Source organism: Demequina lutea, assembly GCF_013409005.1.
Classification (GTDB): Bacteria; Actinomycetota; Actinomycetes; order Actinomycetales; family Demequinaceae; genus Demequina; species Demequina lutea.
Genome location: NZ_JACBZO010000001.1, coordinates 606,787 through 623,558, shown reverse-complemented (window position 1 = coordinate 623,558; position 16,772 = coordinate 606,787). Strand labels below are relative to the sequence as shown.

The following is a 16,772-nucleotide window of genomic DNA, read 5'->3' as shown; positions in this document are numbered from 1 at the left end:
AGCCCCGTCACGTTCGAAATGCAACAATGCAACCAGACCGCAGCCGTTCAACAAGCCGCATAACCCCGTGTCCACCAACCAGGGTCAAGGCCAGACCTTGGGTCTGGTGCCGATGCTACCGGCGGCCGAGAATGTGGCCGTGTTCAAGCACGTCAATCAGCGACCGGCGGAAGTGTCCGGGGGCCAGTAACAACGCGTCGCGATCGCCCGTGCGCTGGCGAACAACCCCAAGTTGCTGATCGCCGACGAGCCTACCGGCCAGCTGGATGCCGACACCGGGGCGGCCATCATGGCTCTGTTGAGGGACGTCATCGCCACGCGGGGAATGACCGCGCTGATCTCCACCCACGATCAGGGACTCATCTCCATTGCGGATGACACCTCGCAACTGTCGGACGGGCACCTGGCGACCGGCTCCGACACTGCGCCGACCGGATCCGTCGCTACCGGAAGCGAGCAGCGGGGGCGGCTGGTCTTGGGCCGCATCGCCTGAGCGTTGTCGTGGGTCAGCCGCCCCACAAAACTACTCGGACAGCAGAACGCCTTGCGGAACCTCATGCAGTTCAGCACCATCGGCCGACGACCCCTCGATCGAGTTCACCTCGTGCATGGTGCGCTGCATGATTGACTTCATCGCGTCGTGCGCGTCGTCAGGCACCCCGCGTTGAATGGCGCTCGCGACATCCACGTGGAGTTGAAGCGCCTCGAGGTGCGTGTGCCTGGGCGCCAGACCATAGGTCCATCTCCCGCCGAGCATCTCCGCTACTACCGCGCTCAACCGTTCGAACATCTCGTTGCCGGAACTCGAAAGGACCAGACGGTGAAATTGGATGTCCAACTGTACGAAGTCGGTCTGATCTTCGGCTTCCCCCGCGACCCACAGTTTGCCGGCCAGGCCCATGAGGCCGCCCGCGTTGATGAGGGGAGCGCGAACGGCGGCGAGCCGTGCCGCCTCGGGTTCGACGGCTAGACGCAACTCCGTCAACGAGCGCAATTGAGCAATACGGGCAGGGGATGCAAGTCGCCAGCGAATGACCTGAGAGTCGTACAGATTCCACGCAGTCGCCGACAACGCCACGACACCCACACGCCGACGCGAAGCAACTAGACCGAGCGCTTCAAGCACTCTGAGCACTTCACGCATCACCGAACGTGAAACTCCGTAGTCCCGCTCGAGTTCAAAAATCTTCAGCACGCTACCCGGCGTGACCTCGCCCGAACAGATCGCGAGGCCTATGCGGTCGAGCACCTGACCGTGAAGTCCGCGTGAAGACAACGCCCGCGGAATGCCCGAGTCAGCCTCGTTTACCTCGTTAACCGCCACACCAATACACTATCAGATTGGCCTGGACCCCGGTTGGTGGACGGTTGTCGCGCGTCAGACTATGTGGCAGGGGTAGTTAGTTGCTGATGCAACGCCCTAACTGAAAGGTCTGAATCATCATGAGTCGTCCCCCGACGATCCCGGCGGAGAAGAAGCTCCGTATCGTGTTGTCCGTGTTGCAGGGCGAGGTCACGGTCGCCGAGGCCGCCCGGCGCGAGAAGTTCTCGGAGCAGGCGATTGGGAATTGGAAGCGCCAGTTCCTTGAGGGAGGAAAGGCGGGTATCGAGGCGGGCGAATCGAAGCCCTCGACCCATGAGCAGCAACTCGAGGACGAGGTCACGGAGTTGACCCAAGCCCTCGGTGAGGCTGCGGTCGAGATCCGGGTGTGGAAGAAGAGCGCGGAGGGTCGCTTGGGCCCTTCTAGACCAAAGAGGTGATCCGCATCCAGACGGGCATGTCGACCGCGAGGTTTTGTGAACTGATCGACATGCCCGAACGGACCTGGCGACGTTGGCAAGCAAAAGCGCGCGCCTTGCACCCTCCGAAGGGGCCGTGGCCGCAGCCTGCGCGGCGGGCCGCCAGGGATTTCGCGCTCAAGCACGCGACCGCGCATCCGGCGTGGGGTCACCGGAAGGTGTGGGCGATGACCCGCTATGACGGGCACCGTGTCTCGCAGGCGACCGTGCTGCGGCTGCTGCGTGATGAAAGGCTGATCCTGCCCGCTCAATTTCAGCGGGAGCGCCGCAAACTCGCGCAACGCCGTAAGGCGGCGTTCGCGAAAGAGCCGACCGGGCCGAACCAGGTTTGGCAGCTGAATTTCTCCGAGTACGAAACAACCGGTGGTGGCACGTGGCGGATCGCGTCGTGCCGGGACTACTGGTCCAAGTACGAGTTCGACGCTCACGTGTCACCGACGGCGAACATGCACGACGCCGTCACAGCGGTCGAGAAAGCCCTCGCCGAGGCTGAGCTCCTCCTCGGTCATCCGCTCATCGAGGAGGCCCTCGTGGACCCGGACACGGGTGAGATCGAACCAGTCGTGACGATCGTGACCGACAACGGCGGCCCGTTCCGCTCGTTCACCTTCGAAGCGCTCATCACAGCTCATCCCGGGCTGCGTCACGTCAGGACCCGGGTGAGGACGCCGCGCCAGAACGGGTCACGCGAACGCGGCTTCGGAACGATGAAGTACGAGTGGCTGTTCCGTGAAGAGATCGACCACGGACTCGAACTCGTTGAACAGATCAATGCCTACCGGCACGACTACAACCACGTCCGCCCCCACGAAGCGCTCGCCTGGAACCGGCCCGCCGACGTCCATGCCAGCCTCGCCGACCACACCACCCCCAACTTCGAAATCAAAGAAACCCTGCCAACCACTTGACGCGAGACAACGGTCAAGTCCATTTGCGTGGTGTAGGGCGTTTGCCGTGTGATTCTTGGATTTGTTAGGCGCTGAGGGCGCCGAGTTCGGTGGTCGGTTCCTCTCTTTCGGTGGTGACGAGGGTGAGGCGGGAGCGGCCCAGGACGTCGAGGCCGAGGTAGCGGCGGCCTTCGATCCATTCGTCGTGTTGTTCGGCCAGAACCGCGCCGACGAGGCGGATCAGGGAGGCGCGGTCGGGGAAGATGCCGACGACGTCGGTGCGGCGGCGGATGTCACGGTTGAGGCGTTCTTGAGGGTTGTTGGACCAGAATTGTCGCCACAGTTCCTTCGGGAAGTCGGTGAACGCGAGCACGTCCGTGCGGGCGCCTTCGAGGTGGGTGGCGACGGGGGGAGTTTGTCTTCGAAAGCGTGCAAGACCCGGTCGAACTGGGCGTGCACGGATGTGGCGTCGGGCTGGTCGTAGACGGAGTGGAGCACGGTCTTCACCCATGGCCAACCGGACTTCGGGGTCACGGACATCAGGTTCGCGTCGTAATGGGTGCGGCACCGTTGCCAGGTCGCGCCGGGCAGGGTAGCCCCGATCGCGGACACGAGACCGGCGTGCGCGTCGGACGTGACGAGTTTCACGCCGGTCAGGCCGCGTGCGGTCAGGTCGCGGAAGAAACCCAACCAGCCTGCACCGTCTTCGGCGCTCGTGACCTGCAAACCCAGGATTTCACGATGTCCGTCTGCGTTGACCACGGTTGCCAGGAGTGCGTGGACGTTCACGACGCGGCCGACCTCACGCACCTTCAGCACCAGTGCGTCGGCTGCGATAAACGTGTAGGGGCCGCCGTCCAGGGGGCGGGTGCGGAACTGCTCGACTTGTTCGTCAAGGTCACGGGCCATGATCGACACCTGCGACTTCGACAGGCGGGTCACGCCCAAAGACTCGACGAGTTTCTCCATCCGCCTGGTCGACACCCCAAGCAGGTAACACGTCGCCACGACGGAGGTCAGGGCAGCCTCAGCACGGCGGCGCCGCTCAAGGAGCCAGTCCGGGAAGTACGTGCCGGTGCGAAGCTTCGGGATCGCGACATCGAGGGTGCCGGTGCGGGTGCCGAAATCGCGGTGACGGTAGCCGTTGCGGGAATTGACCCGGCCGGGCGACAACTGGCCGTATACGGCGCCGCAAACAGCTTCCGCTTCAGCCGACATCCACGTGTTGATAAACGTCGTGAGCATCTGCCGCATCAGATCCGGTGAGGCCTGCTCGAGTTGTTCGGACAGGAAACGGGAAGGGTCGATAAAGGGGGGCGCGGTCATCGCGTGTACTCCTTCGAAGAGACTTTGAATCGGTCTTTCCAAGAATCACGCGGTGGCCGCCTCACACTCGTGCAACACGCCCATCAACACCGGGCCTTACACCACGCTATTGGACGCAACCCAACTTGTGCCCGAACCGCCGTTCGCTCGGTGAATCGCCCCGGGTTTGGTGGAGGGTCTGATTCCCCGAAAGGATGGGAGTCATGCCAGCACCGAGGAAGTATCCGCAGGAGCTCAGGGAGCGTTCCGTGCGGCTTGTGAGAGAAGCGATGTCGCAGGAGACGTCGCTGTCGATGAACGCGGCCGTGGTCCGTGTCGGTCATCGGGTCGGAGTGAACTCAGACACGCTGCGTGGCTGGGTGAAACAGGCCCGGATCAATGCCGGAGAGGTTGCCGGTGTCACGACGACGGACGCGGCCACGATCAAGGCGTTGGAGCGAGAAGTGCGAGAACTTAAACGCGCGAACGAGATCTTGCTTGCCGCGTCTTCTTTCTTCGCGCGGGAGCTCGACCCGCGACTTCCGTTCTAGTGGCCTTTATCGATGAGCATCGCTCACGGTTCGGGGTCGAGCCAATCTGCCGGGTGCTCACCGAGCACGGGTGCCGGATTGCCCCGTCGGGTTACTACGCCGCCAGGAACCGTCCCGACTCGGCGCGTTCAGTGCGTGACCGGGAAGTTGCCTCCTTGATCGAGGCGGTGTTCTGGGACCGCAACCGCGGCCGAGGCATCAGCGGCCCCCGTAAGGTGTGGCGCTTGCTGCACCGCGACGGGGTCGAGGTCGCTCGGTGCACCGTGGAACGCCTGATGCGTGTTCAGGGACTGCGGGGAACGCGTCGTGGCAAGCAGTTCATCACCACAAGACCAGATGCTGCGGCGACGCGTCCGCCGGATCACGTTCAACGCAACTTCCGCGCCGAGCGTCCCAACGAACTGTGGGTCGTGGACTTCACCTATGTTCCGACGTGGGAAGGGATGGCGTTCACCGCGTTCGTCACCGACGTGTTCTCGCGCCGGATCGTCGGGTGGCGGACGATGTCGAAAATGCCCACTGACTTGCCCCTTGATGCGCTTGAGATGGCGTTATGGGTGCGAGAGCGAGCCGGTCAGGACGTCGCCGGCGTCATCCAGCATTCGGACGCGGGAGCTCAATACACCGCGCTGCGCTATTCGGAACGGCTCGCAGACGTGGGAGCGATCGCGTCGATCGGGACCGTCGGGGACTCCTACGACAACGCCCTCGCAGAGACCGTCGTCGGGCTCTACAAAACCGAGTGCGTGACAATCGACGGCCCGTTCCGCACCGCTGACGAGCTTGAATACGCAACCCTGTCCTGGGTGCACTGGTTCAATGAAAACCGGCTGCACTCCTCGATCGGATACCTCACCCCGATCGAGATGGAAGACCTGTACTACCGTGAGAACACGACCCAGGAGCAGCCGCTCCTGGGAGAACTCACCCTCCACTAAACCCGGGGCGATTCACGGCTCCTTTGAGAATGGTGGTTTCGCTCGTTTCGCCGTCATGCCTGTCCTCAACCTGCACGTGCTGCCCGACGACCTCGGCGATTTAGACGGCGTGCTTTCCGAACCGCTGGCCTGCGTCACGCAGTGCTTGCTCGATCCGCCGATCGTGAATGCCGGGGATCGTGTGCTGGTCACCGGCCCCGGGGCGATGGGCCAACTCGCCGCCCAGGTCGCCAAAGCACAGGGCGGCCTGGTGGTGCTCGCTGGCTTGGAAAAGGACGCCGAACGGCTGGCCACCGCCGCAAGCCTGGGCATCGGCACAACGACGAGCACTCCCGAGGCCGACAGCTACGACGTGGTGATCGAATGCTCCGGTAGCGCGCCCGGCGCGGCGACCGCCATGCGCGCCGCTCGCCGGGGCGCAAGCTACGTGCAGGTCGGCATCTTCGGCAGGGATGTCACGGTGCCGCTCGACCTCGTGCTCTACAAGGAACTCAGCGTGACAAGCGGCTTCGCGTCCACGCCGGTGTCATGGCGCAGGGCCATGGCGCTCATCGAGCAGCGGCTTGTGACCCTCGGCCCGCTCGTGACGCGCGCGGTGCCGATCGACGAGTTCCGTGCGGCCTTCGATGCTGCTGCCGCTGGGGAGGGAATCAAGACCGTCGTCATCCCGTCATGATCGCTCCGCAGAACGTCGCATACCACTTTCCAAGTGTTTACTGCGAGGTCGAGATCGTCCGCATCCACGGACGGTCGGGAAAGGCGCAGAGCCAGTAGGGCCCTGATCGTCGTCTTGCCGGACCGAACTGGACCTCGATCGGGCGGCTGCTGGACGGCTTCCCGTTGAGTGGGACGGTGTGGCAGTCGGCCCGCGGGGTCTCACTCAACGCCACCCGCGTCCTGGCGATCCTTGAGCAAGTTGCCCCCACCCACCGTCTGCTCTTTGATGCCGAACTCGCGAGCTACCAAAGCGATTGGGCAACCCGTGCTGAAAACCAACTTCACGGCCTCGTCCTTGCACGCGGGAACAACCTCCCGACGAGGTCTTCCCAAGGCCAGGCCCTCCTTCAGGACTCAACAAACGGTCCTGCCACGAAGTTCGACGCGCGGCATCAGAACCCAACTACGCGCTCAACTGCGATGAGTCCCTTTACCGAATGTCAGGTCGTCACCGATTGTTCCCTCGCTCCTGAGCGTTCCTCAAGCTTCTTGAGCCGTGTCGGTGCTGGCGGAGGACTCAAGCAGCTCGACTAAGGGGCCCAGGTCACGATCCGACGAACGGGGCGGCGTGATCGGCCACGGCCGCCTCGACGTCCGCTCGGTCCGGCGGTTCCGCGCACGCGACACCCGATATGCGTCTGTCGCATAGCCAGGTCTGGACGAAACACGAGCCGACCGCGACTCGAGTCGGTCTCCCACACAGGATCGGCTTCGCTGCAGGTGACAAGACGACCAACCGCGAGCCGTCCGTTGACACGTACGCTCCACACCTGGTTAACGACTCCGCCAGCGAGAAGTTCGCTCTGAGCGACGTCGTCACGGCGCTGCTCGAATTCCTCCGATCCCAGGGGCCGCATCTTCGCTGATTTGAGCCGCGTGTGGGGAGTTCTCGGTACGGCAAATGGCGGGCACAAGACACCCTGGCCGGCCCATGGTCCGAGTGATTCAAGTCGCAGTACACTGCAGCGCCCGGCCTCTTGGCGCTAGGGTTATTGAGGACCGGCACGTCGGATGAGGGGTGAGGAATGGCTCCACAACTCACGCTGCGGGCCGAGTGGAACGCCCTCTCCACGGTGAGGAGATGAGCGATCCCTGGTCTGACCCACGTTTCGGGCTTGCGATGCGCCACTCGGGCGTCGGCACGGCACTAGTCGCGCCCGACGGGTCGTTCCTTGAGGTCAACGACGCGTTGTGCGAGATCCTCGGCCGCACCAAAGCGGAGCTCCTGGCCGCGACCTGGCAACAGTTAACCCACCCTGACGATCTCGCAAAGGACGCCGCGCTCGTCCAAGAACTGCTCGAGTCGCACAGTGAGGGCTACCGACTCGAGAAGCGCTACCTACGGCCCGACGGGGCGGTCGTCCATGGCGATTTATCGGTGGCATGCGTCCGGCGGGACTCCGGAGCGGTGGAGTACTTCATCTCGCAGATCGTGGACGTCTCCGAGCATTGGGCGCTGGCCGAGCGCTATCGCCTGCTAGCGGAGAACGTCAACGACGTGGTGGTTCTTGGCGACAATGACGGCGTGATCGTGTGGGTGCTCCCGTCCGTGACGGCGGTGCTGGGCTGGTCACCCGAGGAGATGGCAGGGGTCTCGTTCGGCGAGTTCGTCCACCCCGACGACGTCGGGAGCGTCGCTGCCGTGCAGCTGGGCGTCTCCCAGGGCGAGCTCGGCCAGTTCGAGGTCAGGCTGCGTTGCAAATCCGGCGCCTACCGATGGTTGAACGTGAGAGTCCGACCGGTCCTCGATGAGCACGGCGTGGTCGTGGGTCGAGTGGCCGGCTGGTGGGACGCGGAGGAGGTGCACAGGGCGAGCGACGCTCTCGTCGCGTCGGAGGCTCAAGCCCACGACCTCGCGGACCGCTACGAGGCCGCGCGCAACGAGGCGCTGCAGGCGAACCTGGCAAAGACGGTGTTCTTGTCACGCATGAGCCATGAGCTGCGAACCCCTCTCAACGCCGTGCTGGGGTTCGCGCAGCTCTTGGCGATGGACGACCTCACTGAAGACCAGCGCGACGCGGTCCGTCAGATCCGTACCGGCGGCAAGCACCTGCTCAGACTCCTCACGGAGATCATGGACATCTCGCGGATCGACTCGGGGCGCATCTCGCTGTCGATGGAGTCGGTCTCGGTCGCAGATGCCGTGGACGAGGCCCTGGACCTCGCGCGTGCCGTCGCGGAACAAACGGAAGTGACGATTGGCTGGGCCAAAGCGCCCGATCGAACCGGTTACGTGTGGGCCGACCGACAGCGGGTCATTCAGATACTGCTCAACCTGGTGAGCAACGCGGTCAAGTACAACCGCCCGGGGGGCTCGGTCGTCGTCTGGTGTGAGGCGCGCGAAGATGCGATGCTCGCCCTGCATGTGCGCGACACCGGCTACGGGCTGAGTCCCGAACAGCTCAGCCGCGTCTTCGAACCTTTCGACCGGCTTGGGGCGGAGCAGACCGCGGTGGAGGGGACAGGGATCGGGCTCACGCTGAGTCAGGGCCTCGCTCATGTCATGAGTGGACGCCTCGAGGTGGTCTCCACCCCGGGTGAGGGCAGCGTGTTCTCCCTGATTCTGCCGATCTCCACCGCGGACCCGATCGACGAAATCCCGTTGGTCACCGTGGCTCATGCGCCGGGAGGTCGCGCGACCCGTGTGCTCTCCATCGAGGACAACCCGACGAACACCCAGCTCATGGTTCGGATCGCGGCACTTCACGGCGCTACCGAGCTGCGGACCGCGGCCGACGGCTCGGCCGGTCTGGTAGCGGCCGCCGAAGATCGCCCCGACCTGGTATTCCTCGATCTGCACCTGCCCGATATGACGGGCGAGACCGTGCTCGAGCGCCTACTGCAGCTACCGACGATGGACGGAGTTCCCATCGTGGTGGTCACCGCCGACGCCACCCCAGGCCTGGGTGCCCGGCTGAAGTCCCTGGGTGCGGAGGCCGTCCTCACCAAGCCGGTCGACGTCGGCGAGATCCTGGCGTGGATCGACCACCCGATCGCGCGAAGGCCCTGATCGTGTCGCGCTCCAGTACCTTGTCCCGCGCGCTCGCCCGCACCGCTGATAGCAGAGTGCTGGTGGTTGACGACAACCCCTCGAATACCGCGCTCGTCAGCCAGGTGCTGCGACGGGCCGGTCTGCTCGAAGTCATCGAGGCGCAGGACCCGACCGCGGTGGCGGGGCTGCTCGTCACGCACGATCCAGACCTGGTGCTCCTCGACCTGCGCATGCCGGTCATGGACGGCTACCAGGTTCTCCAAGTCGTTCAGCGCTACGCAGGCGACACCTACCTCCCTGTCGTGGTCATCACCGCGGACGACTCCCACGAAAGCGTGGAGCGTGCGCTCGCCATGGGCGCGCACGACTTCGTGCGCAAACCCTTCGACACCGTCGAGCTGGTACTGCGGGTGCGCAACCTGCTGGCGACCCGCTCGGCGTATCTCGAGCAACGGCGCAACCGCGCCTGGCTCAAGGCGCGACTTGGCCTGTTCGAGCCCGACCTCGCGGATCTCGCGGGCACCGCCGACGACGCGCGACGGGCGATCCTCGCGGTGATTGAGAGCGACGCGATCCGCATCGCAGTGCAGCCCGTCGTGGACATGCGCTCGGGCGAGCTGATAGGCGCCGAGGCACTGGCGCGTTTCCCAGCCGAGCCCTTCCCTCACCCGGCAGCCTGGTTCGCCGCGGCGCTCGAGGTCGGGCTGACCCCCGAGCTCGAGATCGCCTGCGCCCTCAAGGCGCTCGAACTACTTCCGGGACAGCCCGACGGTTCGAAGCTCGGGATCAACTTCTCACCGAGCACCGTGATCGACGGGCTCCCTGAGAAGCTGGGCCTTGTCCCGTGGGAGCGGGTCGTGATTGAGCTGACCGAGCACGTGCCCGTCGCGGACTACGACAAACTCAACTCGGCGCTCGCCCCGCTGCGGGAGCAGGGAGCACAGGTCGCGGTCGATGACACAGGTGCCGGATTCGCGAGCCTGCGCCACATTCTCGACCTCAAGCCCGACACCATCAAGATCGACATCGGCATTACCCGCGGCGTCGACACTGATCCGAGCAGGGCAGCGCTCGTCACCATGCTCGTGACGTTCGCCGAGCGGACAGGGATGCACGTGCTTGCGGAAGGGGTCGAGACGGCGGCCGAACGAGACACCATGCTCAAGCTCGGCGTCACAATCGGCCAGGGCTACCTGCTCGGCCGCCCAGAGCTCACCTTGGGCTAGACGCGGCTACTGCCTGCCGGACGGGCCCTGTCGACGCTGCGTTGCGCGCGGCGGAGCCGTACCGGACGGTGCCAGCGGGACCGACTGGTCGGGGAAAGGCCCGAACCGCGATGATGCCACCCCGCGAGAACGCGCCGAGTGGTCCCGAGCCGTCGACCGAGATCGGCTTTACCGAATGTTCACGGAGGTTACCGATTGTTCACCTGCTCCGGAGCGTTCCTCAAGGCTCTTGGGCCGCGTCGGTGTCACACTTAGAACGATCAGCAATACCAAGGGAGTCCCATGCGCACGCTGTTTACTGCCGAGATGTCGGAGTTGGCCGATGACCTGGCCGCGATGGCCCGTCATGTCTCCGTGGCCATCGATCGCGCCGGTGAGGCGCTGCTGACCCAAAATGCCGAGCTGGCCCAGCAGGTGATCGCCGAGGACGCCGAGCTCGACGCGATTGAGGAGACGGTGGACGAGCGTTGCGTGCTCCTCATCGCGCAGCAGCAGCCGGTCGGCCTCGACCTGCGGACCATCATCGTCGGTTTGCGGATCTCTGCCGCCCTTGAGCGCATGGGCGACCTCGCGCAGCACATCGCCGAGTTTGCTCGCCGCGCGTACCCCGACAGCGCGATTCCCGCATCGCACACCGAGACGATCACCGCGATGGTAGCGGCCTCCAAGAAAGTTGCCCTCGAGATCGTCGAGCTCATCGAAGGGCGCGACCTCAACGTCGCGGCGGGAATCGTGAGCGATGACGACACCCTCGACGAGCTTCACGCGACGTCATACCGCCTCATGCTCGAGGATGGCTACACGGCGACTCCTCAGGAGATTTTGAACATCGCGCTCCTCTCGCGCTACTTCGAACGCTTCGGCGACCACGCGGTCGGCGTCTCGCGCCGCATCGTGTACTTGGTCACCGGCGACCACACGGGAGGGCGCGCCCTGATCTAGAGGCGCCGCTCCACAGACGCGGCGCCGACACGGCAGGCCACGCACGAGCGTCAAGACGGAGACGGGGCCCCGACCGCTAGGTCGGGGCCCCGTCGCGTCGGCCAGGCTATGAGAGGCTGACCGTCCGTCTTCGTTACTTCAGTTCTACTACTTCTTGCCCTGGTTGGCTACTGCCTGAATCGCGGCGGCCGCGGCTTCTGGGTCGAGGTACGTGCCACCTGGGTTCGTCGGCTTCAGGTTTTCGTCCAGGTGGTAGACCAGCGGAATGCCAGTGGGCACGTTCACGCCAACGATCGCGTCGTCGGCGATGCCGTCGAGGTACTTGATGATGGCACGCAGCGAGTTGCCGTGCGCGGCGACCATGACCGTCTTGCCCGCCTTGAGGTCGGGAACGATCGCGGACTCCCAGTACGGAAGCGCGCGCTCGAGCACATCCTTGAGGCATTCCGTCTTGGGGATGGGCTCGCCGTCGTAGCGCACGTCGCCGACCTGCGTGTACGGGTTGTCGTCCGAAATCGCGGGCGGCGGCACGTCGTAGGAGCGGCGCCAAATCATGAACTTCTCTTCGCCGAACTGCTCAAGGGTCTCGGCCTTGTTCTTGCCCTGGAGGTCACCGTAGTGACGCTCGTTGAGGCGCCAGTCGCGCTTCACGGGGATCCAGTGGCGATCGGCGGCATCGAGGGCCAGGTTCGCGGTCATGATGGCGCGGCGCAGAAGCGAAGTGTGAACGACGTCGGGCAAGACGCCCTCGGCCTTCAGTAATTCGCCGCCGCGCTTGGCCTCGCCCCAACCCTTGTCGTTCAGGGGGACATCGACCCAACCGGTGAAGAGGTTCTTGGCGTTCCATTCGCTCTCGCCGTGGCGGAGCAGGATGAGTGTGTACGTCATGCCTCTATCTTCGCGCATCTCACGCGCCTCTTCGCACGGCTAACGTCCCAGCGCGCCGAGGCCTCGAAGCACGTCGAGGTTTTAGAGCGCGACCACGCAAGCCGGACTTGTGACCTGCGCCGCGGCGTAGTCAAGCGTGGCCACCGCGCCGGATTCCGACTCTGGGGACAGCGCCAACACGCTATCCAAGCCGTACGCCCGCACCTCGTGTCCCCTCTCGACGGCCACCACGACCGACTCGTCAACGACGGCGAAGTAGCGTGGCCAATGGCCGACGTCGAACGCGCACCGATAACTGAGTTCGCCCTCGGGTGCGACATCGAACACCGAAATGACGTCGGCTCCCCTGACCGACACCAGCAGGACGTCGCCGTTGCGCCCGGCCACGAGGGCGACATGCGCGTCGCAGGTCGTGTCGCCCGTGCGTTGTGGAGCAAGAGTCGTCGGCTGCTCTGCGATCACCTCTGCGGTGGCGGACTGGCGGTCCCAGCGCAGCGTGCGCAACCGGTGGTCGAGCTCGCACACGACATACAGCAGCTCTCCCCTGATGGCCATGTGGCGCGGACCGGAACCCGCGGGTAGCGTCGCGGCGATCCCCTCATCGCTCAACAGCCCGCCCTCCCCCACGCGGTACCGCCGAATCTCATCGGTTCCGAGGTCAGCGACGAGCACGCGTGTGCCGTCGGGGCTCATGCAGGCGGAGTGGGCATGCGACGACTCCTGCCTATCCGTACGCGGACCAGAGCCCGCGTGGGTCCAGATCTGCTGCGGGCGGTCGGAGAGGGGGAAACCTTCGCGAGTGAGGCGCAGCACCACCAATTCTCCGGTGCCGTAGTTGCACACGTACAGCGCCGATGCATCGGGAGCGACCAGCACGTGGCACCCATACGCGCCCACGAGCTCAACCCTGGCAACTTCATGTGCGGCCTCGTCGGCGCCCACCGCCAGGACGCTCAAGGCCGTCGGTTCCGCCTCCTCGACGGCGTACAGGACGGGCAAGGCCGGGTGCCTCGCTACGAAGGAGGGCGCCGCCTGCGTCGTCACCTGAATCGCGTGGTCGAGGCGGCCGGGCTGGAGCGACAGGCGCCACACGCCCTCGCCATGCCCGACCGGTGCGCCCAGGCCCGCCGCGGGGTACGTGCCCACCCATAGCGTCGTCATGAATCAACCTCCACGTGAAAGGGCCCCGGCCGCTCTCGCGTCGGGGCCCGCGCCCGAGGGCGCCACAATGTTTGAAGCGCCGCAACTAGTGGGCTGCGGCTAGGCGGCTGCAGTTAGTGGGCTGCGGTGTAGGCGGCCCGAATCGCGGCAGAGATCCGCCCGCGCTCCGACACGCCAAGGCCGCTGGACTTGGCCCACGCCCTGATCTTGCTCGTGTCCGAGTTCGCGACGACGCGCCCCGCGGTACGACCGGAGACCTTGCGGGCCGCCTTTATCCACGGCGCGACGGAAGCCCGGAACTCGGCTGCGTGCGCAGTCGACAGGTCGATCTCGTACGACGCGCCTTCGAACGAAAACTTCAAGGCCTCGTCGGCAGATCCGCCGTCGATGTCATCAAGAAGTACCACTTGGACTTTCTGTGCCATGCCGATTTCCCTTCAAAGGTGTATGCCCAATGATCACACACGGGACCCCAAATGACAAAAGATGAAGAATCCCTCAAGAATGTTGTGGGATTCCACAATGGCGAGGAAGAGCGTTACTCGAGATACATAAGCCCCACGGGGTATTTACGCTACCCCACGGAGTCGTTCAAATCGCTTTCTCGGTGAGCCTCGGTCGGCTTCGCCGCGGCCGCCGCCTGCTCGCGGTCGTAGGCCGCGATCGCCTCGCGTTCGTGTCGGTCGCCGCGAGTGATTCCGCGCATCACATAGACAAAGATTCCGAGCACCCCCAGCGAGGGTACTACTCCAGTAAGTATCGCTACGACGTTCATCGGCCCTCCTCGGGCTTGACCAACGGAAAGAGAATGGTCTCCCGAATTCCGAGTCCCGTAAGCGCCATGAGGAGCCGGTCGATTCCCATTCCCATCCCACCAGCTGGCGGCATGCCGTGCTCCATGGCGGTCAGGAAGTCCTCGTCGAGGCGCATCGACTCATCATCGCCCTGAGCGGCCATGCGGGCCTGCTGCTCAAAGCGCTCGCGCTGAATCACAGGGTCCACGAGCTCAGAATATGCGGTTCCCAGTTCAAAACCCTTGACGTACAGATCCCATTTCTCGACGATTCCCGCTTGAGTGCGGTGATCGCGGGTCAAGGGGCTCGTCTCGACAGGAAAGTCCATCACGAAAGTCGGCGCCGACAAGTGGTCGCCCACATGGTGCTCCCACAACACCTCGACCAACTTGCCGTGGTTGACCCGCTTGGGATCGACCGAGATACCCGCGGTTTCACACCGTCGCTCGAGCTCTGCGACGGGCGTCTCGGGCGTGATCTCTACGCCGAGGGCCTCGGACAAGGATCCGTACAACGTGAGCGACGCCCACTCTCCGCCGAGGTCGTATTGAGTCCCGTCGGCGTGAGTGACTTCCGTCGAACCAAACAGGTCGACAGCCGCGCCTTGAACAATGTCCCTCGTCAGGGTCGCCATGGTCATGTAGTCGCCATACGCTTCGTACGCCTCAAGCATCGAGAACTCGGGAGAGTGAGAAGAGTCGGCGCCCTCGTTGCGGAAATTTCGATTGATTTCAAACACCTTCTCGATGCCCCCGACCACGGCCCTCTTGAGGAACAACTCGGGGGCAATGCGCAAATACAGGTCGATGTCGAATGCGTTCATATGCGTGACGAACGGACGTGCGCTCGCCCCGCCGTGCTGGGTCTGCAGCATCGGCGTCTCAATCTCGATAAATCCGCGGGAATGTAGGGACTCCCTCAGAGAACGCATCAGGTGGGAGCGATTGCGTGCCATCTCTCGAGCGGCGGGTCTCACAATCAGGTCGACGTAACGCTGGCGGACGCGCGTGTCCTCAGCCAGGTCCTTGTGGAGAACGGGGAGCGGGCGCAGGGCCTTCGCGGCGATGGCCCATTCGGTGACGAAAATACTCACCTCTCCCCTGCGCGACTTTCCCGCACGGCCCTTTGCAAAGAGGTGATCGCCCAAATCGACATCACCCTTGAATGCGGCGAGTGAATCCTCACCAACCTCGGCGAAACTCACCATCAGTTGGACCCTGTTTCCCTCGCCATCTTGAACCGCCGCAAAACACAACTTGCCGGTATTGCGCACAAAGACGACTCGCCCTGCGACGGCGACGACGTCGCCCGTCTCCTCTCCGTCCGCGAGTCCCGCGTAGGCGGCACCCACGTCCGCAATCGCGTGAGTCACGGGGACGCCCACCGGGTAGGCCTCGCCCCCGGCGGCAAGGATGCGGTCGCGCTTGTCGCGCCGCACGCGCATCTGCTCGGGCAATTCGTCTGGCGTCGAGGCGTCGGACGTTGGGACGATGGGTTCTTCAGTCACGCGCTCAAGGTTACCCGGGTGCGGGGGCCCCGGACGGGCGTCCGGGGGATCAGTGCAGGTCGAGCGCGATATCGAGGATGGGTGAACTGTGGGTCAATCCCCCGACGGACAGGAAGTCCACTCCCGATGCGGCGACCGCGCCGGCCGTCTCAAGCGTCAGCCCACCCGTCGCCTCGAACCGCACGGATCCGTACTCCGGGTCACGATTTCGCAGCTCGCTGATCAGCGTCGCCATCGCTGCGGGCGTCATGTTGTCGAGCATGAGGAACCGCACCCCCGCATCGAGCGCCTCGATCGCCTGGTCGCGGCTCTCGACCTCGACCTGAATCGGCACGCCGGGGAACGCCACCCGAATCGCGGCGATCGCGCCGGTCACCGAACCGGCCGCGACGATGTGGTTGTCCTTGACCATCGCACAGTCGTACAGACCAAAGCGCTTGTTCGTTCCGCCACCGCACCGCACCGCGTACTTGTCGAGCTCGCGCAGCCCAGGGGTCGTCTTCCGCGTGTCGAGGACCCGGGCGGGCGTGCCTTCGAGCGCCTCCACCCAGCGACGCGTGTGAGTGGCAACACCCGACGCCCTCGACACGAGGTTGAGAATGGTGCGTTCCGCGATGAGTACGACGTGCCCCACCCCCTCGATGCCGACCACGACCGTCCCCGCCGCCACCCTGTCGCCGTCCGCCACCATCGCTTTCACGGTCGGAGCGACAAGTCCGAACCGGTCGGCCACCTGAGTGAGGGTCTCGGCAATCACCCCGAGACCAGCGACGACGCCGTCCTCGCGCACCACGATGTCCCCGGTGACCGTCGCGTCGGGCGAAATCGTGGCCTGGGTCGTGACGTCGCGGCCCGGCCAGCCGCCGAGATCCTCGTCGAGAGCGGTGGCGACGACTCGTGAGAGCCACTCCTCGTCGAGCGGGCGGTCCTGGGGCAGGTCTTCAGGCATCATTTGCCTATTGTTGCGCACCGGGGCGCCGGGACGAATGGCCTTTCCGTACGGGTACGGGTGGGGGTATCCTCAAGGCGGTAGCGGTGTATCACGCCCCGCGCGACGAAGGAGT

At 64.8% G+C, this 16,772-nt stretch carries 17 protein-coding genes, 2 pseudogenes and 1 other annotated feature; of the genes and pseudogenes, 10 read left to right on the top strand and 9 right to left on the bottom strand.

The window, feature by feature from the left end; translation table 11 throughout:
* The first annotated feature begins 67 nt into the window (after nt 1–67).
* The 3 genes and pseudogenes from BKA03_RS15155 (at nt 68) to BKA03_RS03035 (ending at nt 493) form a co-directional block, all read left to right on the top strand.
* Entirely contained in the window at nt 68–190 is a 123-nt protein-coding gene (locus BKA03_RS15155) for a hypothetical protein (RefSeq protein ID WP_257020375.1), read from the top strand.
* 6 nt (nt 191–196) lie between these two features.
* Nucleotides 197–250 (top strand): annotated as a pseudogene (locus BKA03_RS15500) (hypothetical protein); the annotation flags it as partial.
* Nucleotides 251–289: 39 nt separating this feature from the next.
* A complete protein-coding gene (locus BKA03_RS03035; RefSeq protein ID WP_152649662.1) occupies nt 290–493 on the top strand; it encodes a hypothetical protein in 204 nt (67 codons plus the stop codon).
* 30 nt (nt 494–523) lie between these two features.
* On the opposite strand, the gene BKA03_RS03030 is transcribed toward BKA03_RS03035, so the two are convergent.
* Complete coding sequence (locus BKA03_RS03030; protein WP_238579498.1) at nt 524–1,324, bottom strand: FadR/GntR family transcriptional regulator; 801 nt, start codon at nt 1,322–1,324, stop codon at nt 524–526.
* Between the two features lie 119 nt (nt 1,325–1,443).
* Here BKA03_RS03030 and BKA03_RS03025 point away from each other — a divergent pair, with 119 nt between their 5' ends.
* Nucleotides 1,444–1,761 (top strand): transposase, encoded by a 318-nt coding sequence (locus tag BKA03_RS03025; protein WP_083972172.1) that lies wholly within the window; start codon nt 1,444–1,446, stop codon nt 1,759–1,761.
* Nucleotides 1,762–1,811: 50 nt separating this feature from the next.
* Entirely contained in the window at nt 1,812–2,708 is an 897-nt protein-coding gene (locus BKA03_RS03020; protein WP_257020098.1) for an integrase core domain-containing protein, read from the top strand.
* Between the two features lie 64 nt (nt 2,709–2,772).
* Here BKA03_RS03020 and BKA03_RS03015 read toward each other — a convergent pair.
* Nucleotides 2,773–4,013: pseudogene (locus BKA03_RS03015) on the bottom strand (IS256 family transposase).
* A gap of 203 nt (nt 4,014–4,216) precedes the next feature.
* On the opposite strand from BKA03_RS03015, the gene BKA03_RS03010 reads away from it, so the two are divergent.
* Together BKA03_RS03010 and BKA03_RS03005 are read left to right on the top strand one after the other, a co-directional pair.
* A protein-coding gene (locus BKA03_RS03010; protein ID WP_179397665.1) for an IS3 family transposase occupies nt 4,217–5,481 on the top strand; the annotation gives its coding sequence in 2 pieces (ribosomal slippage) (nt 4,217–4,502 and nt 4,502–5,481; 1,266 coding nt in all).
* Nucleotides 4,498–4,629, top strand: a sequence feature (AL1L pseudoknot). (Overlaps the previous gene by 132 nt.)
* A 55-nt stretch (nt 5,482–5,536) precedes the next feature.
* Nucleotides 5,537–6,157: a zinc-binding dehydrogenase gene (locus BKA03_RS03005; protein ID WP_152649636.1), complete on the top strand. Its 621-nt coding sequence runs from the start codon at nt 5,537–5,539 to the stop codon at nt 6,155–6,157.
* 200 nt (nt 6,158–6,357) lie between these two features.
* Here BKA03_RS03005 and BKA03_RS15145 read toward each other — a convergent pair whose 3' ends face one another.
* Nucleotides 6,358–6,483 carry a hypothetical protein gene (locus BKA03_RS15145; RefSeq protein WP_257020097.1) on the bottom strand — a complete coding sequence of 42 codons (126 nt, stop codon included), beginning with the start codon at nt 6,481–6,483 and terminating at the stop codon, nt 6,358–6,360.
* Between the two features lie 796 nt (nt 6,484–7,279).
* On the opposite strand from BKA03_RS15145, the gene BKA03_RS03000 reads away from it, so the two are divergent.
* The 3 genes from BKA03_RS03000 (at nt 7,280) to phoU (ending at nt 11,358) form a co-directional block, all read left to right on the top strand.
* Nucleotides 7,280–9,208, top strand: coding sequence for a PAS domain S-box protein (locus BKA03_RS03000; protein WP_062076146.1), 1,929 nt, complete (start codon nt 7,280–7,282; stop codon nt 9,206–9,208).
* 2 nt (nt 9,209–9,210) lie between these two features.
* A complete protein-coding gene (locus BKA03_RS02995; RefSeq protein WP_179397682.1) occupies nt 9,211–10,416 on the top strand; it encodes an EAL domain-containing protein in 1,206 nt (401 codons plus the stop codon).
* A 282-nt stretch (nt 10,417–10,698) separates the two neighbouring features.
* A complete protein-coding gene (gene phoU, locus BKA03_RS02990) occupies nt 10,699–11,358 on the top strand; it encodes a phosphate signaling complex protein PhoU (RefSeq protein ID WP_062076148.1) in 660 nt (219 codons plus the stop codon).
* A gap of 147 nt (nt 11,359–11,505) precedes the next feature.
* Here the strand turns inward: phoU and BKA03_RS02985 are convergent, their stop codons facing one another.
* From BKA03_RS02985 to nadC, 6 genes are all read right to left on the bottom strand, one after another.
* The gene (locus tag BKA03_RS02985; protein WP_062076169.1) at nt 11,506–12,246 is read right to left on the bottom strand and encodes a phosphoglyceromutase; all 741 of its coding nucleotides are present in this window, start codon (nt 12,244–12,246) and stop codon (nt 11,506–11,508) included.
* Between the two features lie 81 nt (nt 12,247–12,327).
* Complete coding sequence (locus BKA03_RS02980) at nt 12,328–13,407, bottom strand: lactonase family protein (RefSeq protein ID WP_062076149.1); 1,080 nt, start codon at nt 13,405–13,407, stop codon at nt 12,328–12,330.
* Nucleotides 13,408–13,520: 113 nt separating this feature from the next.
* Nucleotides 13,521–13,832 (bottom strand): histone-like nucleoid-structuring protein Lsr2, encoded by a 312-nt coding sequence (locus BKA03_RS02975; protein WP_062076150.1) that lies wholly within the window; start codon nt 13,830–13,832, stop codon nt 13,521–13,523.
* 149 nt (nt 13,833–13,981) lie between these two features.
* Nucleotides 13,982–14,182, bottom strand: a complete 201-nt coding sequence (locus BKA03_RS02970; protein ID WP_062076151.1) for a hypothetical protein — start codon at nt 14,180–14,182, stop codon at nt 13,982–13,984.
* On the bottom strand, nt 14,179–15,645 hold the full coding sequence (gene lysS, locus BKA03_RS02965) for a lysine--tRNA ligase (protein ID WP_083972081.1): 1,467 nt from the start codon (nt 15,643–15,645) through the stop codon (nt 14,179–14,181). Before lysS ends, BKA03_RS02970 begins: the two co-directional genes overlap by 4 nt.
* Nucleotides 15,646–15,757: 112 nt before the next feature.
* Nucleotides 15,758–16,660: a carboxylating nicotinate-nucleotide diphosphorylase gene (nadC, locus tag BKA03_RS02960; RefSeq protein WP_238579480.1), complete on the bottom strand. Its 903-nt coding sequence runs from the start codon at nt 16,658–16,660 to the stop codon at nt 15,758–15,760.
* Nucleotides 16,661–16,772 lie beyond the last annotated feature (112 nt).